This is a genomic window from Actinotalea subterranea (genome assembly GCF_008364845.1).
In the GTDB taxonomy this organism is placed as follows: Bacteria; Actinomycetota; Actinomycetes; order Actinomycetales; family Cellulomonadaceae; genus Actinotalea; species Actinotalea subterranea.
Window position 1 is genome coordinate 1 of sequence record NZ_VTTP01000011.1, and the last position, 23,632, is coordinate 23,632.

A 23,632-nucleotide genomic window follows, 5' to 3' on the forward strand; every position below is an offset into this window, starting at 1 on the left:
CGATCACCCCTCCAGCGTCCCGGAGGGGGTCAGTCCCAATCCGTCGTCAGAGGGTCAGTCTCAACGCGTCGTCGACAGGGACTGGTGCTGGCCATCGGGACCACCTCCTTGGGCGAGACGGTCCATGCTCGTCCGGGCCAATAGCCGAGCCGATGACGGTCCGCGCCTGCCCCCGTTCGTCATCGGCCCGGTCATCGGGGGACGCTGTGCGGGCGGCCTTCAGCGCTCGGGCTTGGGTCGGCCCGATGGGAGGAGCAGGTCCATCGCTGCCATGTGACCGGAGCGCACGGGCGCGATCGGGTGGCGGTACACCTCGGCGGTGATCGCGACCGACCGGTGACCGAGGGTGTCGGAAATGTCCTCGATCGGCACGCCAGCGGCCGAGAGCAGGCTCGCCGCCGCATGCCGGAGCATGTGCGGGTGGAGGTGCTCGAGCCCAGCCTCACGCGCCAGGCGGCTGTACGTGCGTCGGACGTTCGACGGGTCGAGCGGTGTGCCGACCTCGGTCGTGAAGACCAGGTTCAACGTGTTCTGCCACCCCCGCGCAACTCGAGCACGGTCCCCCTTCTGCTGGGCGCGTTGAGCTTTGAGCGCCGCGACAACCGGGGGAGGGATCTCCAACGTGCGTCGGCTCGTGCGTGTCTTTGGCGGTACGAGAACGAGGGCGCCCATCGGGGTGCGTCGGAGGCTCGCGGCCACGGTGATCGTCGGGCGCTTGCCCTTGAGCTTGACCTGATCCCACGTCAAGCCGGCGGCCTCGCCGGGGCGAAGCCCGAGGAGCAGCGAGATCGTCACCAGGTTGCCCAGCCGATCCTCTGCGGCGACCTTGAGGAGACGACGCGCCTGCTTCACGGTCAGTCCGTAGCGCTCCGCCGTCGGACCGGCGGGCGCGCGGACCTTCGCGGCGACATTGCGATCGACGACGTCCCGGCGCACCGCGTAGTCCAGAACCCGCTCGGCGAGGCTCCGCGCGAGCCGCATGTAGCGAGCCGAGCGGCCGGCCTCTTGCATCTCGAGGAGCATCTTTTCGACGTCGGCTGCTCGTAGTTGCGAGACCGGGAGGTCGCCGAGTGATGCGGAGATCCGCCCACGCAATAGTGATGCGTAGTTGGAGAGCGTGGCGTCGGATACGTGTCCCTGGACATCTCTGGTCATCCATAGCTCGGCCGCTTCGCTGAAGGTGACGTGACGCGCATGGAGGTCCACGCCCTTGCGGCTGGTCTCCTGGAGGGCCAGGAGCTTCTCTTTGACGTCCTGCCTTGTGGATCCGACGACCTTGGGTCGTCGCCGACGACCGTCGGGGGAGGGACCGAGGTCGATCTGCCCGACCCAGCGGCGTCGATCGGCTTCGTAGTAGATCGCGCCGTCGCCTCGCTCGCGCCGTTGCCGCACCACTTCGCCCACCGCCCGTCTGCCTGGGGTGCCTAAGGGGGAGCCTAAGTAGGGGCGCCTGGCGTGGGCAAAGATGGACAGTGGTGGACCGCAATGGATGCATGACCTGCGGAAACGCCGCGAGAAGCCCCGGCCGTCGGCAGTAGGCCGGAGCCTGGGGGTCAAGGGGTCGCAGGTTCAAATCCTGTCATCCCGACAGTGAAAGAGCAGGTCAGAGGCCCGCACCGCTTCGGCGGGGCGGGCCTCTTGGCGTCCGGAAGGAGGTGGGTGGGTCTGCCCGGTGGGCACCGGGCGACGTCTCACCGGCTGGCGTCAGACGTTGATCACCTTGTCAGCCCAGAGGGTCCACTCGCCGAGCTCCGCCATCGACGAGCGGTGCACGCCCTCCAGGAGCCGGTCGTCGGTGATCCCGCGGGCGTCCATGCACGACGAGCAGGCGCCGACCACCCCGCCCGCGCGAACCAGGGAGGTCGTCTGCTTGCCGGTGTTGTAGTACCCGTTCGGCACCGACTGCCCCGTGACCGCGGAGGCGAGCGCGTCGCCGAAGAGGAAGACCCGGACCTCCTCGTCGGCCTTGGCCATCTGCAGCGCCCAGCGCAGGCCGTTGTAGACGCGCTCGGTGCCGTAGGGCGGGTCGTGCAGGGCGAACAGGATGCGCGCCATTGGACACTCCAAAGATCGTTGGAATACTGCACCTCGCACGCTAGGGTTCGCAGGGTCGTGTTGTCCAGCAGGAGGTCCGGATGAGCAGGCGCCAGGCGAAGGACGCGGTCTTCGAGCAGTTCGCGCGCATCGGCAAGGCGCTGGCCAGCGCCAGGCGCGTCGAGCTCGTCGACCTGCTGGCCCAGGGAGAGCGGTCTGTCGACGCACTGGCGCGGGCCACCGGCATGAACCTCACGACAGCCTCGGCGCACCTGCAGGTGCTGCGCCAGGCCCGACTCGTGGTGACCCGTCGCGACGGCGCCCGGGTCTTCTACCGGCTCGCCGGCGACGACGTCGCCGACCTGTACCTCGGCCTCCAGCGGGTGTCCGAGGCACACCTGCCCGACCTTGCCGCCGCCCGGGCCGACTACCTGGGTACCGACGACGCCGAACCCATCGACCGCGACGAGCTCTGGCGCCGCGCCGAGGCCGGCGACGTCACCGTCATCGACGTGCGCCCGGCCGAGGAGTACGCCGGCGGGCACCTGCCAGGCGCGATCTCGATCCCGCTGGAGACGCTCGCCGAGCGACTGGACGAGATCCCGACCGGCACGGAAGTCGTCGCCTACTGCCGCGGACCCTACTGCGTCCTGTCGTACGACGCCGTCCGACTCCTGCGTGAGCGCGGCCGCACCGCCCGCCGCCTCGCCGATGGCGTCCTGGAGTGGCGCGCCGCCGACCTGCCCGTCGCGACCGGCGGCGCCGCATGAGCAGCATGGGTGCCGTCATCCACCACCTCGACGGTGGCGACCTGGGGTGCGCACGCCTCCTCATCCGGACACGTGACGTGGTGGCCACCCTCGACGGCGGCGACGTCGTGCACCTGGCCACCACCGACCCCGACCACCCCTGGAGGGTGGCCCGGTGAGCCCCTCGCCGCCGCGTCCCGCCGCCCTCGATCGTGGGCCGATCTACCTCGACCACAACGCCACGACGCCCGTCGACCCGCGCGTCATCGAAGCGATGCTCCCCGTCCTTGGCGACGGCTTCGGCAACCCGTCCAGCGACCATGCCTACGGCGGTCCCGCGAAGGCGGCGCTTGCGCAGGCGCGCGCACGTGTGGCCGCCCTGATCGACGCCGCCCCCGAGGAGATCGTCTTCGCCGGGAGCGGCTCGGAGGCCGACGCGACGGCGATCCGTGGCGTCGTCGCGGCCGCGCGTCGCACCGCGGATGCCCGCCCGCACGTCATCACCCAGGCGACCGAGCACCCCGCTGTCCTGGCCGCCTGCGCGTACGCCGAACGCCATCACGGCGCGGACGTCACGGTCCTGCCCGTCGACACCATGGGACTGGTCGCCCCGTCCTCCCTCGCGGCCGCGCTCCGACCCGAGACGGTTCTCGTCTCGATCATGCATGCCAACAACGAGACCGGAACCATCCAGCCCGTCGCCGAGCTCTCACGCCTCACGCACGAGGCAGGCGCGCTGTTCCACACCGACGCGGCCCAGAGCGTCGGCAAGGTCCCGGTGAGCGTACGAGACCTCGGTGTGGACCTCCTCACGCTGGTCGGGCACAAGATGTACGCACCCAAGGGCATCGCCGCGCTCTACGTGCGCGACGGTGTCACGCTCGAGCCGCTGATCGGCGGTGGCAGCCAGGAACGGGGGCGCCGCGCGGGTACGGAGAACGTGCCCCATGCCGTCGCCCTGGGCGCCGCGGCGGAGCTCGCGCAGGCCGACCTGGAAGCGGGCTCCGTCGCGCGGCTCACCACCCTGCGCGACCGGCTCCAGACCGAGCTCGAGGAGCACCTGCCCGGGCGGGTTCACCTGAACGGGCATCCGGAGCACCGGCTGCCGCAGACTCTCAACGTCAGCATCGACGGCGTGATCGGCCACGACGTCCTCCAGACCTGCGCAGGTGTCGCGGCCTCGACCGGCTCCGCCTGCCACTCCGGCGACCGCACCCCGTCCCCGGTCCTGACGGCCATGGGCGTAGCGGCCGAACGAGGACTTGCGGCGCTGCGACTCACCCTCGGCCGCTGGACCACGGAGGACGACATCGTCACCGCGGCGCGGGCGTTGGCGTCTGTGGCGGATCACCCGTAGCAGAGCGTGACGGCACGAACCGGCCTCAGGGGCCTGCCGAGTGCCACCGGCCCTGGCGGCGATGGACGCGCCCACCTCCCGGTTCAGTGCTGGTCGACACCACACGAAGCGGAGTTGAGCTGGCCGTCGGGACCACCAGCGTGTCGAAGACGATCCACGCTCCACCGTGCCGTCAGCCGGCGACCAGCTACCGAGGACTCTTCGTCCTCACCGAGCGACGAGGCCCGCCTGGTAGGCGATGACCACGAGCTGCGCCCGGTCCCGCGCCTGGAGCTTCGTCATGGCGCGCTGGACGTGGGCCCGGACGGTGAAGGGGCTCAGGTACATCCGATCGGCGATCTCGACGTTGGACAGGCCCGTGGCCACGAGCGTGACCATCTCGCTCTCCCGGGGCGTCAGCGCGGCCAGCCGTTCGAGACGCTGCGGCGCGGGATCGACCGGCGTCGCGAGGAAGCGGGCGACGAGCGAGCTCGTGGCGGCCGGCGACAGGAGCCGGTCGCCGGCCGCGACCGTGCGCACGGCGTCGAGCAACCCGCGGGCATCGACGCCTTTGCCGATGAAGCCACTGGCCCCCGCACGCAACGCCTGGGCGACGTTCTCGTCCGTCTCGTACGTCGTCAGGACGAGCACACGGCTGCCGTGCAGGGCGGGGTCGGCGCAGATCGCAGCCGTCGCAGCCAGGCCGTCGGTGCCCGGCATCTGGATGTCCATCACCACCACGTCCGGATGCAGTCGCTGCGTCAGAGCGATCGCCTCGGCACCGTCCCCCGCTTGCCCGACGACCGTGATGTCCTCTGCGCTGTCGAGGAGCGTACGGAAGGCCTCGCGCAGGAGCGCCTGGTCGTCCGCGAGCACCACGCGGAGCGGGGCAGGTGCTCCGCCCTCGGTGCTCGGCATGCCCAACGCGTCCTCGCTCATCGCGCCCCGCCCGTGGTCGCGCCCTCGGCTGCGCGTCCCTCGGTTTCCTCGGCCGGCAGGGGCAGGTCGGCGGTGACGACGAAGCCTCCCTCGGAGCCCCCGGTGGCGGTGAGGGCGCCACCGACGGCGGCGGCTCGCTCGCGCATCCCGACCAGGCCGAAGCCGCGGCCCTCCGGCGGCGTTCGGGGGCCGATCCCGTCGTCGGTCACGGTGAGGCGGAGGTGCTCACTGCCCCAGGCGAGCCGCACCACGGCGCGCCTGGCCGCGGCGTGCTTGGTCACGTTCGTCAGGGCCTCCTGCACGATGCGGTACGCCGTGAGGTCCACGCCCCGCGGCAGCGATGCCGGCGCGCCCTCGTGCTCGACGGACACCGCCAGCCCTGCCCGACGCACCGACTCCGCAAGGATCGGCAGCTGTGCGAGGCCAGGCGCCGGCTCCGTCGCGGGACCGTCATCGGGCTGGCGGAGCAGACCGACAGTGGCCCGCAGCTGGTCGAGCGCGTGCCGGGTGGTCCTGATGACCTGGTCCACGCTCGCACGCGCCTCGTCCGGGCGGTCGTCGAACAGGTGGGAGGCGACGGCGGCCTGCGCGTTGGCCAGCGTGATCTCGTGGGCGACCAGGTCGTGCAGCTCGCGCGCGATGCGGACCCGTTCCTCGACGACCCTTCGGCGTGCCTCGCTCTCGCGGCTCTCCTCCGCTCGGAGCGCCCGCTCTTCGACGAGTGCCAGGTAGGCGCGCCGATGCCTCGCCGCCCGGCCGGCGATCGCCGCCACGAGTGGCGAGGCGGCGACCACCGTCAGCCGGCTCGCGTCTGCCCACGAGAGGTCGCCCTCGACGACGGGCGTCAGAGCGACGAGGAGCACGGCGGAGGCAAGGACCACCAACGTGGTTCGCCGCTCCGTGAACGCTGCGTGTCCGGCGCGGGCGGCGAACGCGTAGGCACCGATGACGACGGGCGCCACGGTGAGGGGCGTCGGCAGCAGGCCGAGCGGCGCGACGAGCATCCCGCACGCCGTCGTCACCGCCATCGTGGCGAGGGGCGCCCGGTGCCGTAGGAGCAGAGCCGCCGACGACACCAGGGCGACGACGTAGGCGGCTGCCGGGGGTGGCGCCAGCGTGTCGTCGGAACGGAGCCACGACACGAGTACGACGAGCACGGATGTGGCCAGCGCGAGCGTCCCCTCCCGCCGCCACCCCTCGGTCCTCAGCACGTCTCGGCCTTCAGCACCCCTTCACGCTACGGCCCGCACGTGCCGTGCGGGAGCGCCCGGAGATCGTGCGTCCGCACCAAGAACCGTCGTCGGCTGGTGCAGACGCACCAGCCGACGACGGTCTCGACGGCCGATGCCCCGGGCGCCGTTCGGCGACAGCGTTGAGGACATCACGTCCGGCACCGGGCCGGACAGCACCACGAGGAGCATCGTGACGACGACACACGACGGCGACGCCGTTCGGCTGACAGGAGTGCGTAAGGTCTATGGACGGCGCGGCAACGAGGTGGTGGCGCTCGACGACGTCACCACGCAGTTCGGACGCGGGACCTTCACCGCGATCATGGGGCCCTCGGGGTCCGGCAAGAGCACGCTGCTGCAGTGCGCGGCGGGCCTGGACCAGCCGACGTCGGGCTCGGTGCTGCTGGAGGGGCACGAGCTCAGCGAGATGGATGAGACCGAGCTCACGGAGCTGCGGCGCGATCGGATCGGCTTCGTCTTCCAGGCGTTCAACCTCCTTCCGGTCCTGACCGTCCGGCAGAACGTCTCCCTCCCGTTGCGGCTCGCCGGCCGGCCACCGGCCAAGGCCCGCGTCACGGCCGTGCTGGACCAGGTCGGCCTCGGTCAGCGCAGCAACCACCGCCCCGCGGAGCTGTCGGGCGGCCAGCAGCAGCGGGTCGCGATCGCGCGGGCGCTGGTCACCGACCCGGCGGTCATCTTCGCGGACGAGCCGACCGGTGCACTGGACACCCGGACCGCGCGGGACGTGCTCGCGCTGATGCAGCACGCGGCGCGGGCGGCCGGTCAGACGATCGTGATGGTCACGCACGACCCGGTCGCGGCGTCCTACGCCGACCGGGTCCTGTTCCTCGCGGACGGGCGGCTCGCCGGTGAGCTCCACGCCCCGACCGCCGAGTCCGTCGCCGAGCGCATGACCCACCTGGGTGCCTACGCCGACGAGACGCCCGTCCTCCGCCTGGAGACGGCTCGAGGAGGACGGCGCTGATGCTCCTGCTCGCCCTTCGCACCCTGCGCTTCCGTGCAGGAATGTTCGCGGCCGCCTTCCTGGCCATGCTCACCGCCGCGTCGATCATGATGGCGTGCGGTGGGCTGATCGAGACGGGGATCCGCACCGCCGTCCCGCCCCAGCAGCTCACCTCGGCCGACGTCGTCGTCGCGGGCGACCAGGAGTACCACCGCTCCGGAGGTGACACCGACGAGCCGCCGATCCTTCCCGAGCGCGTCCGCGTCGACGCGGCCCTGGAGGAGACGATCGCGACGCTGCCGGGAGTGCGTGACACCGACAGTCACGTCTTCGAAGGCGACCCGCCGGCGGGGACCGTCGACGCGATCGGGGTGGTCGCGGAACCCGGCGTGGACCTCGACGAGCTCCGAGCGAGGATCGACGCCGAGCTGGACGAGACGACCGTCACCCTCGTCGGCGACGAGCGTGGGCAGGCCGAGCGACGCGAGGCCAAGGCCGGCGGGGTGACGGTGATGGCGCTCGCCGGGCTCTTCACGGCGTTCGCGCTGCTGGTGTCGATCTTCGGGGTGGCCTCGATGCTCGCCCTGTCCATCACCCAGCGTCAACGGGACCTGGCGTTGCTGCGGGCCGTCGGCGCGACCCCCCGCCAGATCCGTCGGCTGATCCTGCGGGAGACCGTGCTGCTGTCCCTGGTCGCCACCGCCCTCGCCGTCGTACCTGGCCAGCTCCTGGGCGCGTTCCTCTTCGACCGGCTGGTCGAGCGTGGCATCGCCGCGGAGGGTGTCGTCTTCCACCAGGGGTGGGTCCCGACAGTGGTCGCGGCCGCGGTGGCGGTCCTCGCCGCGCTCGCGGGCGCTCTCGGTGCGGGAACGAGGGCCGCGCGCATCAGGCCGACGCAGGCGTTGGCGGAAGCTACGGGCGACGGTCCGCTGATCGGCCGAGGGCGCCTGCTCCTGGCCGGGGCGGTGGTCGCCGGTGGAGCGGCGCTGACACTGGTGACCGGCGCGGTGATGAGCGGACCTCTGATGCCGGCCACCGGCGCGCCCGCAGTGGTGCTCCTCGCTGTCGGGGGAGCCCTGCTCGCACCCGTGCTGGCGAAGGTGACGACGTTCGTCGTGCAGTGGCCGGTCCGCGCGTGGGGCGGCGTGACCGGGGAGCTCGCGGTGCTGAATGCCCGGGGACGCAGCGGCCGGATGGCAGCCGTGATGGCCCCCGTCATCCTCCTCACCACGGTGTCGACCGGGCTCCTGTACCTGCAGACCACCAGCGACCACGCGGATCGGCAGGCGTTCACCGCCAACCTCGTGGCGGACGCCGTGGTGACCACGGAGGGTGTCTTCGACCGTACCTTCGTCGATCAGCTCGACGACCTCGCGAACGTCGCCGGCGCCTCGGAGCACGTCGACAGCATCGGCTTCATCGAGGACCCGGAGGACAGCTCGCCCATGAACGAGGGCTGGAACCTCCTGGGCGTCACCGCGGACGGTGCAGAGGCCATCACACCCGTCGAGTTCACCGCCGGCGCGGTCGGTGATCTGCACGGCGACACCGTCGCGGTCGAGCGAGAGCACGCTCAGCAGCTGGGTGTCGGTCTCGGTGACACGATCACGCTGCGGATGGGGGACAACACGACCGCCGACCTGCGGGTGGCCGCCCTGTTCTCCGCGCCCGACGACTACGACACGCTGCTGCTACCCGCCGCGACCCTGGCCGCCCACACCACGGAGGGAGCAGCGACGCGCATCCTCGTCACCGCTGCGGCGGGCACCGACCCCGGGCAGCTGGAGGAGGACCTGAGCAGACTCGCCTCGACCGAGGACGGCATCGTCGTGACCGGTCGGGACGCCCTGCTGGGCGAGTACGACGAGCAGAAGACGACCGCGAGCTTCGCGATCTACATCATGGTCCTCATGGTTGCCGGGTACGCGGCCATCACCGTGGTCAACACTCTCGCCTCCAGCATGACCGCCCGGCGCCGCGAGCTCGGGCTCCAGCGGCTTGCGGGCTCGACCCGCCGCCAGGTGATGACGATGATCAGCCTGGAGGGTGTCATCGTCGCCGTGAGCAGCATCGCGCTGGGCACGGCGGCCGCGGGCGCGGTCCTCGTTCCCGTCAGCCTCAAGCGGCTCGACTCGATCATCCCGGCCGGCCCACCGTGGGTGTATCTCGTGACGGTGACCTCGACGGCGCTCCTGGTTCTCGCAGCCATGCTGCTGCCCGCATGGCGCGCCACCCGAGGTCGACCTGCGGAGGCGGCACTCGCGGTCGACTGACCGACGTGGTCCGAGGGAGGCCGTCGAGCACGGGTCCTCGACGGCCTCCCTCGCATCCAGGACGATCCGGCCGGGCGACGTCGTCCACGTGCCCGCCGGGGTGCTGCATCGGATCACGGCTCTGAGCGACCTGCTGTTCGCGGAGGCATCGACCGCCGGTCAGGGATGGCGCGAGGACGTGGTCCGGCTGTCGGACCGCTATGGAAGGGCCGGCACCGCCGCCCCCTGAGCCGAGTCGTGCCCGTCTCCACGTCCCAGGTGGTCCACGCCTCATGGCCGGCCGCCCGCGGCCGATCAGGAGGATGTGAGCGCGCGCGCGGCGAACCCGCACATGAGCTGGCCGCCCTGGGCCCGACCGTGACCGCCGACCGTACCGACCCGTGGTGTGGTGCCCTGTGACGAACCTTCCCCGGAGTACCCCTGCCGCCCAGGGCGTGGACCCGCGCGGCGTCCTCGCCTTCCTCGACGGCCTCGAGTCCGACGGCATCGAGATGCACAGCCTCATGGTCGTGCGGCACGGCCACGTGGTCGCCGAGGGGTGGTGGGCGCCGTACACCCACGACCGGCAGCAGCTCGTCTACTCGGTCGCCAAGACGTTCACGGCGACGGCCGTCGCCCTTGCGCTCGGGGAGGGGCTCCTCGAGCTCGACTCACCGGTGACGTCGTTCTTCCCGGAGAGCCTGCCGCTGAGCCTCGACCCGAAGGTCGAGGAGCTCACGCTGCACCACCTGCTCTCCATGTCGACCGGGCACGACCGGGACACGCTCCCGGTCATGGAGTCCGAGCTGGGCGGCGACATGGCGAAGGCGTTCCTGTCCACCCGGCCCCAGACCGCCGTCGGCTCCCGGCACGTGTACAACAACGGGTGCTCGGTGCTGCTGGGCCTCGTCGTCGAGCAGGTCACCGGCGAGCCCCTGGAGGACTACCTGCGTCCCCGCCTGCTTGACCCGCTGGGGATCGGCGAGTTCGTGTGGAGCCACCACCCGTCGGGAAGCGTGCGCGGCAGCACGGGCGTGCACACGATCACCGAGAGCCTCGCGACGCTCGGCGAGCTCTACCTGCGCGACGGCGTCTGGCGAGGCTCGCGGCTGCTCCCCGAGGGGTGGGTGGCCCAGGCCACGCAGGCGCACATCGTCCCCACGGACTTCCCCGACTCCCCGGACTCGGGTGTCGGGTACGGCTACCAGCTGTGGATGAGCCGGCACGGCTACCGGGCTGACGGTGCTTGGGCCCAGCTCGCGATGGTCCTGCCGGACCAGGACGCCGTGATCGCCACGACCGCTGCCGTGCCGCACTCGCAGCTGGTCCTCGACCACGTCTGGGCGGAACTGCTGCCCGCCCTCGAAGGCGCGACGACGCGACCGGACCCCGGCGCGCAGCGCGAGCTGGAGGCACGGCTCGCTGCCCTGACCCTGCCGGTCGGCCCGCGTCCCTCCCCGGACCGCGCCGGCTGGCACACCAACGGCATGGTCGTCGTCCAGCGCATCCCTGACGCCAAGGGCTGGTGGTACCCGTCGCTCTTCGACGTCGGGCTCCAGCCGATCGCGGAGGGGTGGGCGCTGTCGTTCGTCGAGGACGAGGAGCCTCTGAGCATCGACTGCGGCGACGGCCGCTGGCTCACCTCGGTCCTCGTGCTGCCTGATCGGTCCAGGGTGCCGATCGCGGCGACCGCGACGGCGTCCGGCGCGACCGCGACGGCGGACGTGGTCTTCCTCGAGACGCCGCACGTGCTGCACCTCGACCTGGCGCGCATCGACCCGAAGGCGGAGGGACGGCTCGCAGCCCTCGCGACGGCGAGCATGCGGTGGAACGTCCCACCGTTGCACCACCGCTCGCTCGCCGACCTGAGGGCGTGAGGGTCACACGTCCGTTCCACCGGGGAGGGGCGAGCCTTCTGCGCGGGTCACGTGGAAGACGGGCCAGCCGATCTCGGTCCGCCACGCCGACCGGTCTGGGGTGTCACGAGGCCCCACGAGGTACGTCTCCCGCACCGGTCCCGCGACGGCGAGCGTGTTCGCCACGACCCAGGTGCCCAGCTGCCCGTAGGTGACGTCGATGTCGTCGTGCTCGCCGGCATGGGTCGTGACGGCCAGCTCGACGGCCGGCAAGGTCACGGGGCGCACCCGGCCGGTGGTGGGCGGCATGGTGGCCGGCCGGTACACGAGCACGTGGCCGCGCCCCTCGGTGAAGAGCGAGTTGTCGTACAGCCCTCCGGGAGAGCCCGTCGGTTCGCCGACCACCGCGTCGAGCTCGGCCATGGCACCGGAGTACCAGCCGAGGACCTCGTCGTGCGTCACGTCGCCCTCGATCGCCGCAACGGTGGTTGCCGGCAGCACCCTGAGCTCGACGTCGAGCGGGGCGGGCTCCGGTCGCAGGAGGCGGCGCAGCGAGACGACCGCGGCGCGGGTCCGGTCGAGCTCCCGCTCGAGCCGCTGCAGGTGGTCGGCGACCAGCCCGGCGCGGGTCGCCGCGTCGGGGGAGTGCAGGATGCGCTGCACGTCGGCGAGCGGGACGTCGAGCTCGCGCAGGCGGTGCACGACCTGCGCCGCCGGGATCTGCTCCGGGGTGTAGTAGCGGTAGCCCGTCGTCCGGTCCACCGTCGCCGGCTCGAGGAGGCCCGCGTCGTGGTACCGACGAAGGGTGCGGACGCTCAGGTGGGTGAGCTGGGAGAACTCGCCGATCGTCAGCACCCCGTCATGATGCTGCCTCCCCCTGGGGGAGAGTCCAGTGCTTGACCCTCGCGCGCCGGGAGGCCGCACGCTCGACGCATGACCGCACCGACCAGCATCCAGCCCGCCGACCTCCCTCCGACCGTCCGGACCTACCTCGCCGCGCACGCCGCCCGGGACGTCGATGCGGCGCTCCGCTCGTTCGCACCGGCAGCGGTGGTCGTGGACGACGGCACCACCTACCGGGGGACGGAGGAGATCCGGCGCTTCCTCTCGAAGGCCGGCGCCGAGTTCACCTTCACGACCACGCTCGTCGGCGCCCGCCGCGTCGACGACACCCACTGGGTGGCCACCCACCGTCTGGAGGGCGACTTCCCGGGCGGCGTCGTCGAGCTCGACTACCGCTTCGCGATGGCGTCCGGTCTCGTCGCCGAGCTCGTGATCGGCACATGACTCCACCGCGCGGGCGCAGGTCAGCCCTCTGAGCTCGGCAGGGTGTGCCAGGTGTCGTACGCCAGTGCGGCAGCCGCCTCCACGTCCCCGCGGGCGCAGAGCCGGATGAGCTCGTCGTGCTGGGTGATCGACGCCCGGCCGTCGAGGGAGCCGAACCGGAGCCGCTCGGCGCGTTCCGCGCGGGGCGGCGGCGACCGGGTGCGGCCGTGGGACCATCGCTGGGTGCAGATCGGGGTGCTCGGGCCGTTCGAGGTCCGCGCGGACGGCGGGGCAGCCGTCGAGGTGCCCGGCGCACGCCTGCGCGGGCTGCTCGTCGCACTCGCGCTCCAGCCCGGCCATGTCGTTCCCCGGGCGACCCTGGTGGACTGGATCTGGGGTGAGCACCCGCCCGCGGACGCGGCCAACGCCCTGCAGCGGCTCGCGTCGCGGCTGCGCAAGGTGCTGCCCGACGGGGCGGTCGAGGGTGAGGGTGGCGGGTACCGCCTGACGGTGGGCCCCGACGACGTCGACGCCGTGCGCTTCGAGCGCCTCGTCGGCGAGGCGCACGGCGCCCGCACGGGGGACGACGCGCGACGGGTGGTGCTCCTGCGTCAGGCCCTGCGCGCCTGGCGCGGCACGGCCATGCAGGAGGTCGAGCTCGAGGAGAGCCCGGCGCTCGACGCGGCGGCCGCCCGGCTCGACGGGCTGCGCCTCTCCGCGACGGAGGACCTGTACGAGGCGGAGATCCGCCTGGGCCGCGCCGCCGACCTGGTCCCCGAGCTGACCGACCTGGCGGCGGCGCACCCGGTGCGGGAGCGACTCGCCGCTGCCCTCATGCACGCCCTCGTCGCTGCGGGCCGCGACACCGAGGCGCTCCTCGTGTTCGACCGCACGCGCGAGGCGCTCGCCGACGCGCTCGGCGTCGACCCGTCGCCCGAGCTGGTGGCGCTCAACGTCGCGCTCCTGCGCGGCGAGGTGACCGGTCGCGACGAGGGCCGCCGCACCAACGTCCGCGCCGAGCTCACGAGGTTCGTCGGCCGGGAGACCGACGTCGAGGCGGTGCGCGTCCTCGCCGCCGAGTACCGGCTGGTCACGCTCGTCGGGCCCGGCGGGCTCGGCAAGACGCGGCTCGCCACGGAGCTGGGCCGCGCAGTGCTCGACGACGTCCCCGACGGGGTATGGCTCGTCGAGCTCGCGCCCATCGGGCCCGCGGACGACGTCGCGCAGGCGAGCCTGTCCGCCCTGGGGCTGCGCGACGCGCTCCTCGGTGCCGCGCCCAGTGCGGAGCCGACCGAGCGACTCGTCACGGCGCTCCGCGACCGCGAGGCCCTCCTGATCCTCGACAACTGCGAGCACGTGATCGACCAGGCCGCGGCGTTCGCCCATCGTGTGCTCGGCGAGTGCCCGCGCCTGCGCATCCTCGCGACGAGCAGGGAGCCGCTCGGGATCACGGGCGAGGTGCTGTGGCCGCTCGAGTCGCTCGCCGTACCCGCCGAGGGTGCCGGTCCTGACGCGGTCGCGGCCTCACCCGCCGTACAGCTGCTGGTCGACCGGGCTCGTGCCGTGCGGCAGGACCTCCCGACGGATGCGGCGACCATGGCGACGATGGCGCGCGTGTGCCGTGAGCTCGACGGCATGCCCCTCGCCATCGAGATGGCCGCGGCCCGGCTACGGAGCATGTCCGTCGACGAGCTCGCCCTGCGGCTCGCCGACCGGTTCCGCGTGCTCACGAGCGGCAGCAGGACCGCACTGCCGCGGCACCGGACGCTGCGGGCCGTCATCGACTGGAGCTGGGAGCTGCTGCCCGACGCGGAGCGGACGGTGCTGCGCAGGCTCTCGGTCTTCTACGGCGGTGCGGGCCAGGACGGCGCCGAACGGGTGTGCGCAGGCGGCGAGGTCGGCGCGCAGGACGTCCCTGAGCTGCTCGCGTCGCTCGTCGAGAAGTCCCTGCTCGTCGCCCAGGACGAGGGTGCGCCGCGCTACCGGCTGAGCGGGACTATCCGCGAGTACGCCGCGCAACGCCTCGCGGAGGCGGGGGAGCAGGAGTCCGCGCGTCGCGCACACCTGGCGTACGTGACCGAGCTCGCCGAGGCCGCCGAGCCGCACCTGCGTCGCGTCGAGCAGCTCGACTGGATCCGGCGCCTCCAGGCCGAGCACGACAACCTCGCGGCCGCCCTGCGGGGAGCCATCGCCGCCGGGGAGGCGCAGGAGGCGATGCGCCTCGCCGCGACCGCCGGCTGGTACTGGTGGCTCGGCGGCCACAAGACCGAGGGCATGGAGCTCATCACGGCCGCCACGAGGATCCCGGGCGACGTCGCCGACGAGACCAAGGCGCTCGTCTACATGCTCCTCGTCCAGTTCGTCACGGCGGGCCTCAACGGCCAGCACGAGGCCGAGGAGTGGATCCGCAAGGCCCACCACTACGCCCGTCGCAGCGGGACGACGCACCCGCTGCTGGGCTTCGTCGGCGTGCTCGAGCGCATGCTCGACGGTCCCGAGGCCGCCGAGCCCGCCCTCGAGTCGTTGCTCGGCGACGAGGACCCGTGGGTGCGGGCCCTCGCCCGGCTGCACCTGGGGAAGATGCGCGTGCTCCTCGGCCACGGCGGGCGCGACGCCGACGCCTACCTCGAGGCCGCCCTGATCGAGTTCCGGGCGGTGGGTGAGCGGTTCGGCATCTCGTTCGCGCTCGCCGAGCTCGGCGAGCGCATCGCGACCCGCGGCGAGTTCGCCGGGGCCTGCGAGCACTACGAGGAAGCCATCGGCGTCGTCGCCGAGGTCGGGGCGGACGACGACGTCATCCGCATGCGGGCACGGCAGGCCCAGTTGTACTGGCTCCTCGGCGACGCCGAGTCCTGCGCTGCGGCGCTCGCCGACGCCGAGCGGCTCGCCGCACGGGTCACATGGCCCGACGCGCTCGCGATGCTCGCGCTCGCCAAGGCGGGCCTCGCGCGCTGGCGCGGCGACGTCGACGAGGCACGCCACCAGCTCGACGTCGCCACCGGTCACTTCGGGGACGACGCGACCCAGGCGCCCATCCGCACCGTGACGCTCGACCTCCAGGGCTTCCTGAGCGACGACCTCGAGCAGGCCCGGGCCGCCCGCGCCGCCGCGTGCGAGGCGGCGACCGAGGCGGGCTACCCGCAGGCGGTCGCCGCGGTGCTCGTCGGCGTCGCCGACCACGCGCTCCGGCTGGACGACGCGGAGCAGGCGGCGCGGCTCCTCGGTGCGAGCGTGGGGATGCGCGGGCTGCCGGACCGGTCGAACCCGGACGCGACGCGCATCGAGCGCACGGCACGTCGACGTCTCGGTGAGCGGCGGTACGCGGCGCTCACGCGCGAGGGCGCGCAGGCCGACTGGGCCGACCTCGTCGCGGCCACGCTCACGGCCTGACACGCCCCCACGGCACAGGCCCGCCGCCGTCGTCGGTGCCCCGCCCGCGCACGCGCGACGCCGACGCCCGCGGTGCGCGGGCGTCGGCGTCCGGGGTGTCGGGGCGTCGGGCTAGGAGACCGTGCGACGGTACGCGGACATGGCGAACGCGTACGCGACGACGAGGATCCCGACGCACCAGGCGAGCGCGACCCAGATGTCCGTCCCGACCGGCTGCTGCGCGAACAGGTTGCGCGTCGCGTCGACGATGGACGTCACCGGCTGGTTGTCGGCGAAGGCCCGCACCGGGCCCGGCATCGTGTCGGTGGGGACGAACGCCGAGCTGATGAACGGCAGGAAGATCAGCGGGTAGGAGAACGCGCTCGCCCCGTCGACGGACTTCGCCGAGAGCCCGGCGATGACGGCGATCCAGGTCAGCGCCAGCGTGAACACGACGAGGATCCCGGCGACCGCGAGCCATGCGAGCACCCCGGCACCCGAGCGGAAGCCCATGAGGAGTGCGACGAGGACGACGACCACGATCGAGATCATGTTCGCGACGAGCGAGGTCAGCACGTGCGCCCACAGCACCGACGAGCGTGCGATCGGCATGGACTGGAAGCGCTCGAAGATGCCGCCCTGCATGTCCAGGAACAGCCGGTAGGCCGTGTAGGCGATCCCCGAGGCGATCGTGACGAGCAGGATGCCGGGCAGCAGGTAGGTCACGTACGACTCGGACCCGGTGTCGATCGCGCCGCCGAACACGTACACGAACAGCAGCATCATCGCGATGGGTGTCACCGCGGTCGTGATGATCGTGTCCGGGCTGCGCGCGATGTGTCGCAGGGACCGTCCGAGCAGGACGGCGGTGTCACCGAGGGTGTGCTGGGCCATGGTGGCTCCTCACTCGTGCGAGCCGACGGCGCGGACGGCGCGGTCTGCTCGGTCTGCCGGGGAGTCGCCGGCGCCACCGCCGACGATGGCGAAGAAGACGTCCTCGAGCGTGGGCTGCTTCTCCACGTACTCGACCTTCGCCGGGGAGAGGAGCTGCTTGAGCTCCGCGAGGGTTCCGTCGACGATGATCCGACCCTCGTGCAGGATCGCGATCCGGTCGGCGAGCTGCTCCGCCTCGTCCAGGTACTGCGTGGTGAGCAGGACCGTCGTCCCGCCGGCCGCGAGCTCCTTGACCGCCTGCCACACCTCGATGCGCGCCTGGGGGTCCAGGCCGGTCGTCGGCTCGTCGAGGAACACGACCGGCGGGTCGCCGATCAGGCTCATCGCGATGTCCAGGCGGCGACGCATGCCCCCTGAGTAGGTGCCGGCCCTGCGTGCTCCCGCATCGGTCAGCGAGAAGCGCGCGAGCAGGTCGTCGGCGATGCGGCCCGGGTCTCTCAGGTGTCGCAGACGCGCGACCAGGACGAGGTTCTCCCGCCCGGTGAGGACCTCGTCGACGGCGGCGAACTGGCCGGTCAGGCTGATGGACTCGCGCACCTGCGGCGCCTCGCGGGCGACGTCGAAGCCGTTGACCGTGGCCGTGCCGCCGTCGGCCCGGAGCAGCGTCGCCAGGATCTTCACGACGGTCGTCTTGCCGGCGCCGTTGGAGCCGAGCAGTGCGACGATGCCGCCCCGCGGGACGTCGAGGTCGACGCCACGCAGCACCGCGAGCTCCTTGTAGGACTTCTCCAGACCCTGCACGTGGATGGCGGGGCCGTGCCCCTCGTGCGTTCTCATCTCGGTGTCCGTTCCTCTCTTCAGGGATGCGCGCCGGCGGCGCGGTCGATGTCGTGGCGCAGCCGCGCCTGCTCCCCGGCGAGCCAGCCGCTCGTCGGGTAGCCGCTCAGCAGGGCCTCGACGAACGTCAGCGGGTCCTGCCCGACGACGTCGCGCACGGGCGTGCCGTTCGCGACGGCCTGCTCGAGGAGGGTGGCGAGGTCCTCGAAGACGGATGCGGCGTCGTCCGCGTCCGTCAGCCCCACGTACATGAGGTAGCGCTCGACGGCGTCGACGGCCGCGCGGTACTCGTCGGGCAGCCGGCGCGTGCGTGCCTTGTACGCGCGCCAGCGCCTCTTGTCGCCGATGACCTTGGCGGTGAGGTCGGAGAGGGACATGGTCAGGAACCTCCTGTGCCCGGGGCGCCGGGCTGGGTGTCGGATGTGGGGAGCAGCCGTCGGGCTACGCGTGCTGTGTCGTTCATGGCCCCACCGTCGACCGATCGGCTGACAGCCGGCTGACACCCGCCTGACACGACCGCTGACACGCGGCGCCGCGAGGTGGGGCGGGGCACTCGCCGGTGGCTGGTTGGATGGGTGCACCGAGGCGCGACGCTGGTCGCGCATGCCCCTGCATCCCTCCTGGAGGTTCCGTGAGCCGGCCGGCCCATCGGCGCTGGGGCCTGGTCGCCCTCGTCGGTCTGGGCGGTGCCGTGGGCACCACGGCGAGGTTCGCCGTGTCCCACGCGGTCCCCGCAGCAGGTGGTTGGCCTGCGGCGACGTTCGTGGTGAACCTCGTCGGCGCCTTCCTCCTCGGGGTGCTGCTCGAAGCCCTCGCGCGCCGCGGACCCGAGTCCCGCCGCGCCCAGCGTCTGCGGCTCACGCTGGGGACGGGCGTGCTGGGAGGCTTCACGACGTTCAGCAGCCTGGCGATCGAGATCGAGCGACTCGTGGCCGACGGACGCGCTCCGCTCGGTGCCGTCTACGGCGTGACGAGCATCGTCCTCGGGTTCGCCTGCTGCCTGACCGGTGTGGTCGTGGCAGCCCGGCAGCACCGCAGGCGCGCGGCACGCCTGCCGGTGGACCCCGACGCCGCCGACCTGTCGGAGGACACGTGACGGCTGTGAGTCCCGCGCTCGTCCTCGCGGTCGCGCTCGGCGGTGGTCTGGGCGCGTCGGCGCGGTTCGTCGTGGACGGGCTCGTCCGGACCCGGTGGTCGGGTGTGCTCCCGCTCGCGACCGTGCTGATCAACGTCACGGGGTCGCTCGCGATCGGCCTGCTCGGTGGGGCGGCGGCGTTCCACGGCCTGGGCCCGACGTGGCTCGTGGTGAGCACGACCGGGTTCTGCGGCGGGTACACCACGTTCTCCACCGCGATGGTCGAGACCGTGCGGCTCGTCCAGGCCGACGAGTGGCGATGGGCCGTCCTCAACGCCTTCGGGTCTCTCATGCTGTGCGTGGCGGCGGCCGCCGCCGGCATGGGCGTCATGTGGGTGACGGGCACATAGGTCACGGCCCGCTCGGCGCACGCCGGCACGGTGCCGGTTGCTAGGGTCGCGACAAGGCCAGGTACGCACGCGGACCCTGCCCGGGCCCGCGCCGTGCGGTCGGCCGCCGCGGAGGTGACGCACGGTGCCCACTCACCAGGTACCCCAGCCCGGCCTCGACCGTCTGGTCCCGCTCCGTGGTCATCCGCTCGTGGTGGGCGTCACCCCGGGGCAGCCCGACCTGGTCCCGCTGACCGCCGCCGCGTGGGCCCGTGACGCGGGCGTCTCCCGGCTCTTCTGCGCCTACGTCGACGGCTCACGCTTCACGCGCGAGGAGTACCCCGACGGCACCGTCCTGCACGACGCGGTCGACCCGGACGGGGACGACGAGGCGTGGCAGGACAGGGAACGCGCACTGGCCGACACCCTCGTGCGTGTGCTGGGGTACGACGGCGTCCCGTGGGAGCTCCGATACCTCGCCGGCCGGCCGGACAGGGCGCTGACGCACCTCGCACGAGCGGTCGACGCGGCGGGCTTCGTCGTCGGTACGCGGGCCCCCGGTGCGGGCTCCCGCATGCGCGAGCTCGTCGAAGGGTCCGTGGCAGTGCGGCTCACGCACCACCAGCACCGCCCGGTCCTCGTCGTGCCGCTCCGGGTCGTGGACTGGCACGCGCGCCCCCTGACGGCCGACGGCTGACCGGCCGGATGCCTGCGCACCGCCGGCGCCGCGCGGACCGGCACCCGCGACGCGTGCCGGTCGTGACGCCGACGTGGCAATGCCGGTGTCCCGGTACGCGCAGGCGCGCTAGCCTCGCGGACCATGCTGCCCCAGGACTGGATCGAGCACCGTCGCACCGACGGTGAGACCGTCGGCTGGATCGTGCCCGACGGCGACGGGTTCCGCGCCGTCGACGTCCTGGGCAGGCCGGCCACCGACGAGCCCGTCGACTGGCTGGCCGCGGAGGAGGCGCTCGAGGGGCTCGGCATCGGCTTCCTGGCCGACCGCTACGTCCTGCGCCTCCCCGACGGCACGGAGCGGCCTGTCCGCATCAGCGAGGTCGGCCCGCGTGGCGTGACGGTCGTCGCCGACGAGCTCGGATCTGCTTCCGCCGTCGGCGCGCGCGTCGATCGCTTCCAGCTCCCGTTCCCCGTGCCGGGCACCCTCCGGGCTGCTCCCTGATCGCCACCCCGTCGACGGCGGGTCAGCCGGTTCACGGGTCCACGGACTCGTCGGCCTGTGCGTGGCGGGGGCGACGCCGCGCCAGCCACCAGACCAGCGCGGCAGCGACCGTGAGGACGGCGACGACGGCGACGTCCGGCACCGCCCCGCCCCAGGCGGCGGCCTGCCGCTGAAGGCCCGCCTGGACGTGCGCGGGAACGAGCTCAGGTGCGGCGACCATCCCGTTGGTGGTCAGGAAGACGATGCCGACGGTGACGAGCAGCCCTCCGGTCACGACCGACGTGGTGTGGAGGCGCAGGCGCCCCAGGCGGAGCTCGCGGCCGCGCAGCCACGTGCGCCCTACGGTCGCTCCGCTCCGCGCCCACAGCCACGCGATGGCGAGGAGCGGGAGGACCATCCCGGCGGCGTACACGGCCAGCATCGTCCCGCCGAGAACGGCGGACCCCTGTGCGGCCGCCAGCGTCAGGACGGCACCGAGGATGGGCCCCGCGCAGAACCCGGCGACGCCGGACAGGGTGCCGAGGACGAACGTCCGCGGCATGCCCTGGCGTCGCCCCTGCGACGCGGCGAGCCGGTCGGCACCGGGGAGGAGCCGGCGCAGGTCGAACCCGAGGCCCATGACCTGCAGGAGGCCGAAGACGATGATGAGCCAGCCCGCGGTCGTCACCAGGAGGTCGCGGTGCTGCGTCAGCGCGGCACCGAGCAGCGCGGCACCGAGGCCGAGGGGCACGAGCGTCACGGCGAGCCCGAGGTAGAAGACGCCGCCATGGGCGAGGAGGCGCGGCCCGGATCCCACGGTGCCCGCGAAGAACGCGGGCAGCAGCAGCGCCCCGCAGGGACTCAGGAGCGCGAGGGCGCCGCCGAGCAGTGCGGTGAGGTAGCCGATCTCCATCAGCAGTGCCTCGCCCTCAGCGCTGGGCCCTGGCGAGGGCGTCCTCGACGGCGGTGACGAACACCTCGGTCGGCTGGGCGCCGACCACTGGCGTCCCCCCGACGAGGAAGGACGGGGTGGAGAACGCGCCGATGGAGGCCGCCTCGTCCGCGTTGGCGGTCACTGCGGCATCGACCTCGGGTGAGGCCAGGTCAGTGGCGAACCTTCCCGTGTCCAGGCCCAGGGAGCCGGCGAGCTCGAGGAGGGCCTCGTCGGTGAGCATCTGCGCGGGACGTTTCTCACCGTCGGCGAACAGGGCCTGGTGGTACTCCCAGAACCGGCCCTGGAGCCCCGCGGCATAGGCGGCGCGGGCCGCACGGGCCGAGTCGGGGCCGAAGACCGCGATGTCGCGCCACTCGATGCGCAGGTCGCCGCCGTCGACGTACGGCTGCATGGCCGGGAGCGTCTCGTCGGACCAGACGGCGCAGAAGGGGCACTGGTAGTCCGAGTACACGACCATCACGACCGGTGCGTCGACGGGTCCGGCCGTCAGTGGGTCGTCGGGGTCCCGGCGCGCCATGTCGAGCGTGGGGGAGTCCTGCGGCTCGGCGGTCCCTGCGCCCGGGCCGTCGTCCCGGGACCGGGCGTCGTCGGGCGTGCCGACCGTGGGTCCCGTTGCTGTCGGGGCTGCCGGGTCGTCCCCGGGCCGGGTCAGGGCGACGGTGACGAGCGCGGCCGCCACCACGACGATGAGAACCAGGACCGCCCAGGACCGGCGGAGGGTGGACGGTGCGTCTGAGCGAGGAGGGGTCACGGGCTGCTCTCGGTGAGGGGAATCGGCTTGCTGAGGGGCTGGTGTCGATCGACTCGCATCTACTATGCCAAGTAGTAGCCGACTATGCTCCATAGTAGACACGGCGACACCACCCGACCCGACACGGAGCGCATCGATGAACCTCACCGCGGTTGCAGCCGCCCGCGCGGAACCGCAGCGGACCATCGAGGCCGTCCAGCTCGCCCTGAGGTCGTGGACGCGACGACAGGCGTGGGCCGCGGTGCTCTTCACGATCGTCTTCGGGCTGCTCATCGGCGTGTCGACGGTCCTCATCCCGAACCCTGTGTTCGGGCGGGAGATCCCCGTCGTGGCGTGGAACTACCCGGTCTGGGTCGTTACCTCGGTGCTCGCCGGCATGCTCGCGGCCACGTACGTGCGGGCCGGCCGGGCTGATGCGTCGGCCGGGTCCGACGGTGCCGGCGCGGCGACGGAGGTCGACGATGACGCACCCGTCGACGCCGCGAGCCGCCTCGGCATGGCCGGTGGCGTCCTGACCTGGTTCGCGGTCGGCTGTCCCGTGTGCAACAAGATCGCACTGCTGGCGCTCGGCTACTCCGGAGCGCTCACCTGGTTCGCACCCGTCCAGCCCTACCTCGCCGGCGTCGCCATGCTGATGACCGCCGGGGCGCTCGTCTTCCGGTTGCGCGGCCAGGTCTTCTGCCCGATGCCGGCGGCACGCCGTGCGTGACGAGCTCCCGCGGCTCGGGACGCTCGAGCACCAGGTCATGGACGTGCTCTGGGACTGCCCGGACGAGCTGTGCGCGCGGCGTGTCCTTGAGCGACTCGCCACCGGGGCTCTCGCGTACACGACCGTCGCGACCGTGCTCACGAACCTCACGCGCAAGGGCATGCTCGAGCGGACGAGCACCCCGCGCTCCTGGGCCTACCGGCCGAGCATGAGCCGCAGCCAGTACGTCGCAGGCTGCATGGTCCAGACGCTGCGCGGCGCCGAGGACCGGACGGCAGCGCTCGGGGAGCTGGTCCGCACGCTCGAGCCGCGCGAGCGCGACGCTCTCCGGGCCGCGCTCGGCACCGCGGACGCCACCGTCTGACGCCGTCGGTGCGCCGTCTCCCGGCGGTCGAGGTCTGGTGCGACGTCGACCGCCGGTGCTGCGTGAGCTCAGCCGGCCGCGGCGGTCGATACGGCGGGGGCGAGCTCGTCGAGCGCCTCGAGCGCCTCGCACGCGTAGACGACGGACGGCCCACCACCCATCAGGACGGCGACGCCGAGCACCTCCTGGATCTCCTCCCTCGTCGCGCCCAAGGTGAGCGAGTCCTGCACGTGGCAGACGATGCAGCCCTCGCAGCGGACCGTCACCGCGATGCCGAGCGCGATGAGCTCCTTGGTCTTGCCGTCGAGTGCTCCGTCAGCCCCTGCGGACCTGTGCAGCTGGCCGAAGGCTGCCATCGGCCCAGGGACGGCCCCTCCGAGAGCGCTCATGCCGGCCATGAGTGCCGTGTAGCGGTCGTGGTACCTCGTCATCGTGTCCATGCCCTTCCCTCACCTGGATCGCGCCGGATGCGCCCTTCCGGCATATCCCTCGTCGCCTGTGG

At 72.8% G+C, this 23,632-nt stretch carries 25 protein-coding genes; 14 read left to right on the plus strand and 11 right to left on the minus strand.

From position 1 onward, the window contains the following. Positions 1 to 219: 219 nt before the first annotated feature. Positions 220 to 1,404 (minus strand): site-specific integrase, encoded by a 1,185-nt coding sequence (locus FZ988_RS15385; RefSeq protein ID WP_149204922.1) that lies wholly within the window; start codon positions 1,402 to 1,404, stop codon positions 220 to 222. Positions 1,405 to 1,704: 300 nt separating this feature from the next. After that, a complete protein-coding gene (locus FZ988_RS15390) occupies positions 1,705 to 2,055 on the minus strand; it encodes a DsrE/DsrF/TusD sulfur relay family protein (RefSeq protein ID WP_149204923.1) in 351 nt (116 codons plus the stop codon). Between the two features lie 80 nt (positions 2,056 to 2,135). Here FZ988_RS15390 and FZ988_RS15395 point away from each other — a divergent pair, with 80 nt between their 5' ends. From FZ988_RS15395 to FZ988_RS15400, 3 genes are read left to right on the plus strand one after another with little or no spacing between them, the layout of a single operon-like run. After that, entirely contained in the window at positions 2,136 to 2,804 is a 669-nt protein-coding gene (locus FZ988_RS15395; RefSeq protein WP_149204924.1) for an ArsR/SmtB family transcription factor, read from the plus strand. Continuing rightward, positions 2,801 to 2,962, plus strand: coding sequence for a hypothetical protein (locus tag FZ988_RS18605; protein ID WP_188079130.1), 162 nt, complete (start codon positions 2,801 to 2,803; stop codon positions 2,960 to 2,962). Before FZ988_RS15395 ends, FZ988_RS18605 begins: the two co-directional genes overlap by 4 nt. Then, positions 2,959 to 4,140 carry a cysteine desulfurase family protein gene (locus FZ988_RS15400; protein WP_149204925.1) on the plus strand — a complete coding sequence of 394 codons (1,182 nt, stop codon included), beginning with the start codon at positions 2,959 to 2,961 and terminating at the stop codon, positions 4,138 to 4,140. Before FZ988_RS18605 ends, FZ988_RS15400 begins: the two co-directional genes overlap by 4 nt. 207 nt (positions 4,141 to 4,347) lie before the next feature. Here the strand turns inward: FZ988_RS15400 and FZ988_RS15405 are convergent, their stop codons facing one another. Next, positions 4,348 to 5,037, minus strand: coding sequence for a response regulator transcription factor (locus FZ988_RS15405; protein ID WP_149204926.1), 690 nt, complete (start codon positions 5,035 to 5,037; stop codon positions 4,348 to 4,350). Positions 5,038 to 5,054: 17 nt separating this feature from the next. Further along, positions 5,055 to 6,269 carry a sensor histidine kinase gene (locus tag FZ988_RS15410; RefSeq protein ID WP_149204927.1) on the minus strand — a complete coding sequence of 405 codons (1,215 nt, stop codon included), beginning with the start codon at positions 6,267 to 6,269 and terminating at the stop codon, positions 5,055 to 5,057. Between the two features lie 133 nt (positions 6,270 to 6,402). On the opposite strand from FZ988_RS15410, the gene FZ988_RS15415 reads away from it, so the two are divergent. The 3 genes from FZ988_RS15415 to FZ988_RS15425 all read left to right on the plus strand — a co-directional run bounded on the left by FZ988_RS15415 (position 6,403) and on the right by FZ988_RS15425 (position 11,383). Beyond that, positions 6,403 to 7,275 (plus strand): ABC transporter ATP-binding protein, encoded by an 873-nt coding sequence (locus FZ988_RS15415; RefSeq protein ID WP_149204928.1) that lies wholly within the window; start codon positions 6,403 to 6,405, stop codon positions 7,273 to 7,275. After that, on the plus strand, positions 7,275 to 9,527 hold the full coding sequence (locus FZ988_RS15420) for an FtsX-like permease family protein (protein WP_149204929.1): 2,253 nt from the start codon (positions 7,275 to 7,277) through the stop codon (positions 9,525 to 9,527). Before FZ988_RS15415 ends, FZ988_RS15420 begins: the two co-directional genes overlap by 1 nt. A gap of 395 nt (positions 9,528 to 9,922) precedes the next feature. After that, a complete protein-coding gene (locus FZ988_RS15425) occupies positions 9,923 to 11,383 on the plus strand; it encodes a serine hydrolase domain-containing protein (protein WP_149204930.1) in 1,461 nt (486 codons plus the stop codon). Between the two features lie 3 nt (positions 11,384 to 11,386). Here the strand turns inward: FZ988_RS15425 and FZ988_RS15430 are convergent, their stop codons facing one another. Beyond that, positions 11,387 to 12,217: a MerR family transcriptional regulator gene (locus tag FZ988_RS15430; RefSeq protein WP_149204931.1), complete on the minus strand. Its 831-nt coding sequence runs from the start codon at positions 12,215 to 12,217 to the stop codon at positions 11,387 to 11,389. A 78-nt stretch (positions 12,218 to 12,295) separates the two neighbouring features. Between FZ988_RS15430 and FZ988_RS15435 the strand changes: the two genes are divergently transcribed. Beyond that, positions 12,296 to 12,649 (plus strand): nuclear transport factor 2 family protein, encoded by a 354-nt coding sequence (locus tag FZ988_RS15435; RefSeq protein WP_149204932.1) that lies wholly within the window; start codon positions 12,296 to 12,298, stop codon positions 12,647 to 12,649. 222 nt (positions 12,650 to 12,871) lie between these two features. Beyond that, positions 12,872 to 16,018 carry an AfsR/SARP family transcriptional regulator gene (locus FZ988_RS15445; RefSeq protein WP_149204933.1) on the plus strand — a complete coding sequence of 1,049 codons (3,147 nt, stop codon included), beginning with the start codon at positions 12,872 to 12,874 and terminating at the stop codon, positions 16,016 to 16,018. A 111-nt stretch (positions 16,019 to 16,129) separates the two neighbouring features. Here FZ988_RS15445 and FZ988_RS15450 read toward each other — a convergent pair whose 3' ends face one another. The 3 genes from FZ988_RS15450 to FZ988_RS15460 are packed head-to-tail and all read right to left on the minus strand — an operon-like array spanning position 16,130 to position 18,105. After that, a complete protein-coding gene (locus FZ988_RS15450; protein ID WP_149204934.1) occupies positions 16,130 to 16,891 on the minus strand; it encodes an ABC transporter permease in 762 nt (253 codons plus the stop codon). A 9-nt stretch (positions 16,892 to 16,900) separates the two neighbouring features. Continuing rightward, positions 16,901 to 17,728 carry an ABC transporter ATP-binding protein gene (locus tag FZ988_RS15455; RefSeq protein ID WP_149204935.1) on the minus strand — a complete coding sequence of 276 codons (828 nt, stop codon included), beginning with the start codon at positions 17,726 to 17,728 and terminating at the stop codon, positions 16,901 to 16,903. Between the two features lie 20 nt (positions 17,729 to 17,748). Continuing rightward, positions 17,749 to 18,105 carry a DUF1048 domain-containing protein gene (locus FZ988_RS15460; RefSeq protein ID WP_149204936.1) on the minus strand — a complete coding sequence of 119 codons (357 nt, stop codon included), beginning with the start codon at positions 18,103 to 18,105 and terminating at the stop codon, positions 17,749 to 17,751. A gap of 254 nt (positions 18,106 to 18,359) precedes the next feature. Here FZ988_RS15460 and FZ988_RS15465 point away from each other — a divergent pair, with 254 nt between their 5' ends. From FZ988_RS15465 to FZ988_RS15480, 4 genes are all read left to right on the plus strand, one after another. Continuing rightward, complete coding sequence (locus tag FZ988_RS15465; RefSeq protein WP_246169560.1) at positions 18,360 to 18,824, plus strand: fluoride efflux transporter FluC; 465 nt, start codon at positions 18,360 to 18,362, stop codon at positions 18,822 to 18,824. Beyond that, positions 18,821 to 19,213, plus strand: a complete 393-nt coding sequence (crcB, locus tag FZ988_RS15470) for a fluoride efflux transporter CrcB (protein ID WP_342781345.1) — start codon at positions 18,821 to 18,823, stop codon at positions 19,211 to 19,213. Before FZ988_RS15465 ends, crcB begins: the two co-directional genes overlap by 4 nt. A 124-nt stretch (positions 19,214 to 19,337) precedes the next feature. Continuing rightward, the gene (locus FZ988_RS15475; RefSeq protein ID WP_149204938.1) at positions 19,338 to 19,889 is read left to right on the plus strand and encodes a universal stress protein; all 552 of its coding nucleotides are present in this window, start codon (positions 19,338 to 19,340) and stop codon (positions 19,887 to 19,889) included. A 123-nt stretch (positions 19,890 to 20,012) separates the two neighbouring features. Continuing rightward, complete coding sequence (locus FZ988_RS15480; RefSeq protein WP_149204939.1) at positions 20,013 to 20,372, plus strand: hypothetical protein; 360 nt, start codon at positions 20,013 to 20,015, stop codon at positions 20,370 to 20,372. Between the two features lie 31 nt (positions 20,373 to 20,403). On the opposite strand, the gene FZ988_RS15485 is transcribed toward FZ988_RS15480, so the two are convergent. Together FZ988_RS15485 and FZ988_RS15490 are read right to left on the minus strand one after the other, a co-directional pair. Further along, positions 20,404 to 21,264: a cytochrome c biogenesis CcdA family protein gene (locus FZ988_RS15485; protein WP_149204940.1), complete on the minus strand. Its 861-nt coding sequence runs from the start codon at positions 21,262 to 21,264 to the stop codon at positions 20,404 to 20,406. A gap of 16 nt (positions 21,265 to 21,280) precedes the next feature. After that, on the minus strand, positions 21,281 to 21,985 hold the full coding sequence (locus FZ988_RS15490; protein ID WP_246169561.1) for a DsbA family protein: 705 nt from the start codon (positions 21,983 to 21,985) through the stop codon (positions 21,281 to 21,283). 208 nt (positions 21,986 to 22,193) lie between these two features. Here FZ988_RS15490 and FZ988_RS15495 point away from each other — a divergent pair, with 208 nt between their 5' ends. Together FZ988_RS15495 and FZ988_RS15500 are read left to right on the plus strand one after the other, a co-directional pair. Then, positions 22,194 to 22,766: a hypothetical protein gene (locus FZ988_RS15495; RefSeq protein ID WP_149204941.1), complete on the plus strand. Its 573-nt coding sequence runs from the start codon at positions 22,194 to 22,196 to the stop codon at positions 22,764 to 22,766. Next, entirely contained in the window at positions 22,759 to 23,130 is a 372-nt protein-coding gene (locus tag FZ988_RS15500; protein WP_149204942.1) for a BlaI/MecI/CopY family transcriptional regulator, read from the plus strand. Before FZ988_RS15495 ends, FZ988_RS15500 begins: the two co-directional genes overlap by 8 nt. A 68-nt stretch (positions 23,131 to 23,198) precedes the next feature. Here FZ988_RS15500 and FZ988_RS15505 read toward each other — a convergent pair whose 3' ends face one another. Further along, entirely contained in the window at positions 23,199 to 23,570 is a 372-nt protein-coding gene (locus FZ988_RS15505; protein ID WP_223145160.1) for a carboxymuconolactone decarboxylase family protein, read from the minus strand. Between the last annotated feature and the right edge of the window lie 62 nt (positions 23,571 to 23,632).

Excerpts from the sequence above, each read along its gene's own strand:
- FZ988_RS15455 (WP_149204935.1), bottom strand. The coding sequence starts at position 17,728 with ATGAGAACGCACGAGGGGCACGGCCCCGCCATCCACGTGCAGGGTCTG.
- FZ988_RS15405 (WP_149204926.1), bottom strand. The coding sequence starts at position 5,037 with ATGCCGAGCACCGAGGGCGGAGCACCTGCCCCGCTCCGCGTGGTGCTC.
- FZ988_RS15420 (WP_149204929.1), top strand. The coding sequence starts at position 7,275 with ATGCTCCTGCTCGCCCTTCGCACCCTGCGCTTCCGTGCAGGAATGTTC.
- FZ988_RS15480 (WP_149204939.1), top strand. The coding sequence starts at position 20,013 with ATGCTGCCCCAGGACTGGATCGAGCACCGTCGCACCGACGGTGAGACC.
- FZ988_RS18605 (WP_188079130.1), top strand. The coding sequence starts at position 2,801 with ATGAGCAGCATGGGTGCCGTCATCCACCACCTCGACGGTGGCGACCTG.
- FZ988_RS15415 (WP_149204928.1), top strand. The coding sequence starts at position 6,403 with ATGCCCCGGGCGCCGTTCGGCGACAGCGTTGAGGACATCACGTCCGGC.
- FZ988_RS15450 (WP_149204934.1), bottom strand. The coding sequence starts at position 16,891 with ATGGCCCAGCACACCCTCGGTGACACCGCCGTCCTGCTCGGACGGTCC.
- FZ988_RS15390 (WP_149204923.1), bottom strand. The coding sequence starts at position 2,055 with ATGGCGCGCATCCTGTTCGCCCTGCACGACCCGCCCTACGGCACCGAG.
- FZ988_RS15460 (WP_149204936.1), bottom strand. The coding sequence starts at position 18,105 with ATGTCCCTCTCCGACCTCACCGCCAAGGTCATCGGCGACAAGAGGCGC.
- FZ988_RS15395 (WP_149204924.1), top strand. The coding sequence starts at position 2,136 with ATGAGCAGGCGCCAGGCGAAGGACGCGGTCTTCGAGCAGTTCGCGCGC.
- FZ988_RS15435 (WP_149204932.1), top strand. The coding sequence starts at position 12,296 with ATGACCGCACCGACCAGCATCCAGCCCGCCGACCTCCCTCCGACCGTC.
- FZ988_RS15505 (WP_223145160.1), bottom strand. The coding sequence starts at position 23,570 with ATGGACACGATGACGAGGTACCACGACCGCTACACGGCACTCATGGCC.
- FZ988_RS15495 (WP_149204941.1), top strand. The coding sequence starts at position 22,194 with ATGAACCTCACCGCGGTTGCAGCCGCCCGCGCGGAACCGCAGCGGACC.
- FZ988_RS15485 (WP_149204940.1), bottom strand. The coding sequence starts at position 21,264 with ATGGAGATCGGCTACCTCACCGCACTGCTCGGCGGCGCCCTCGCGCTC.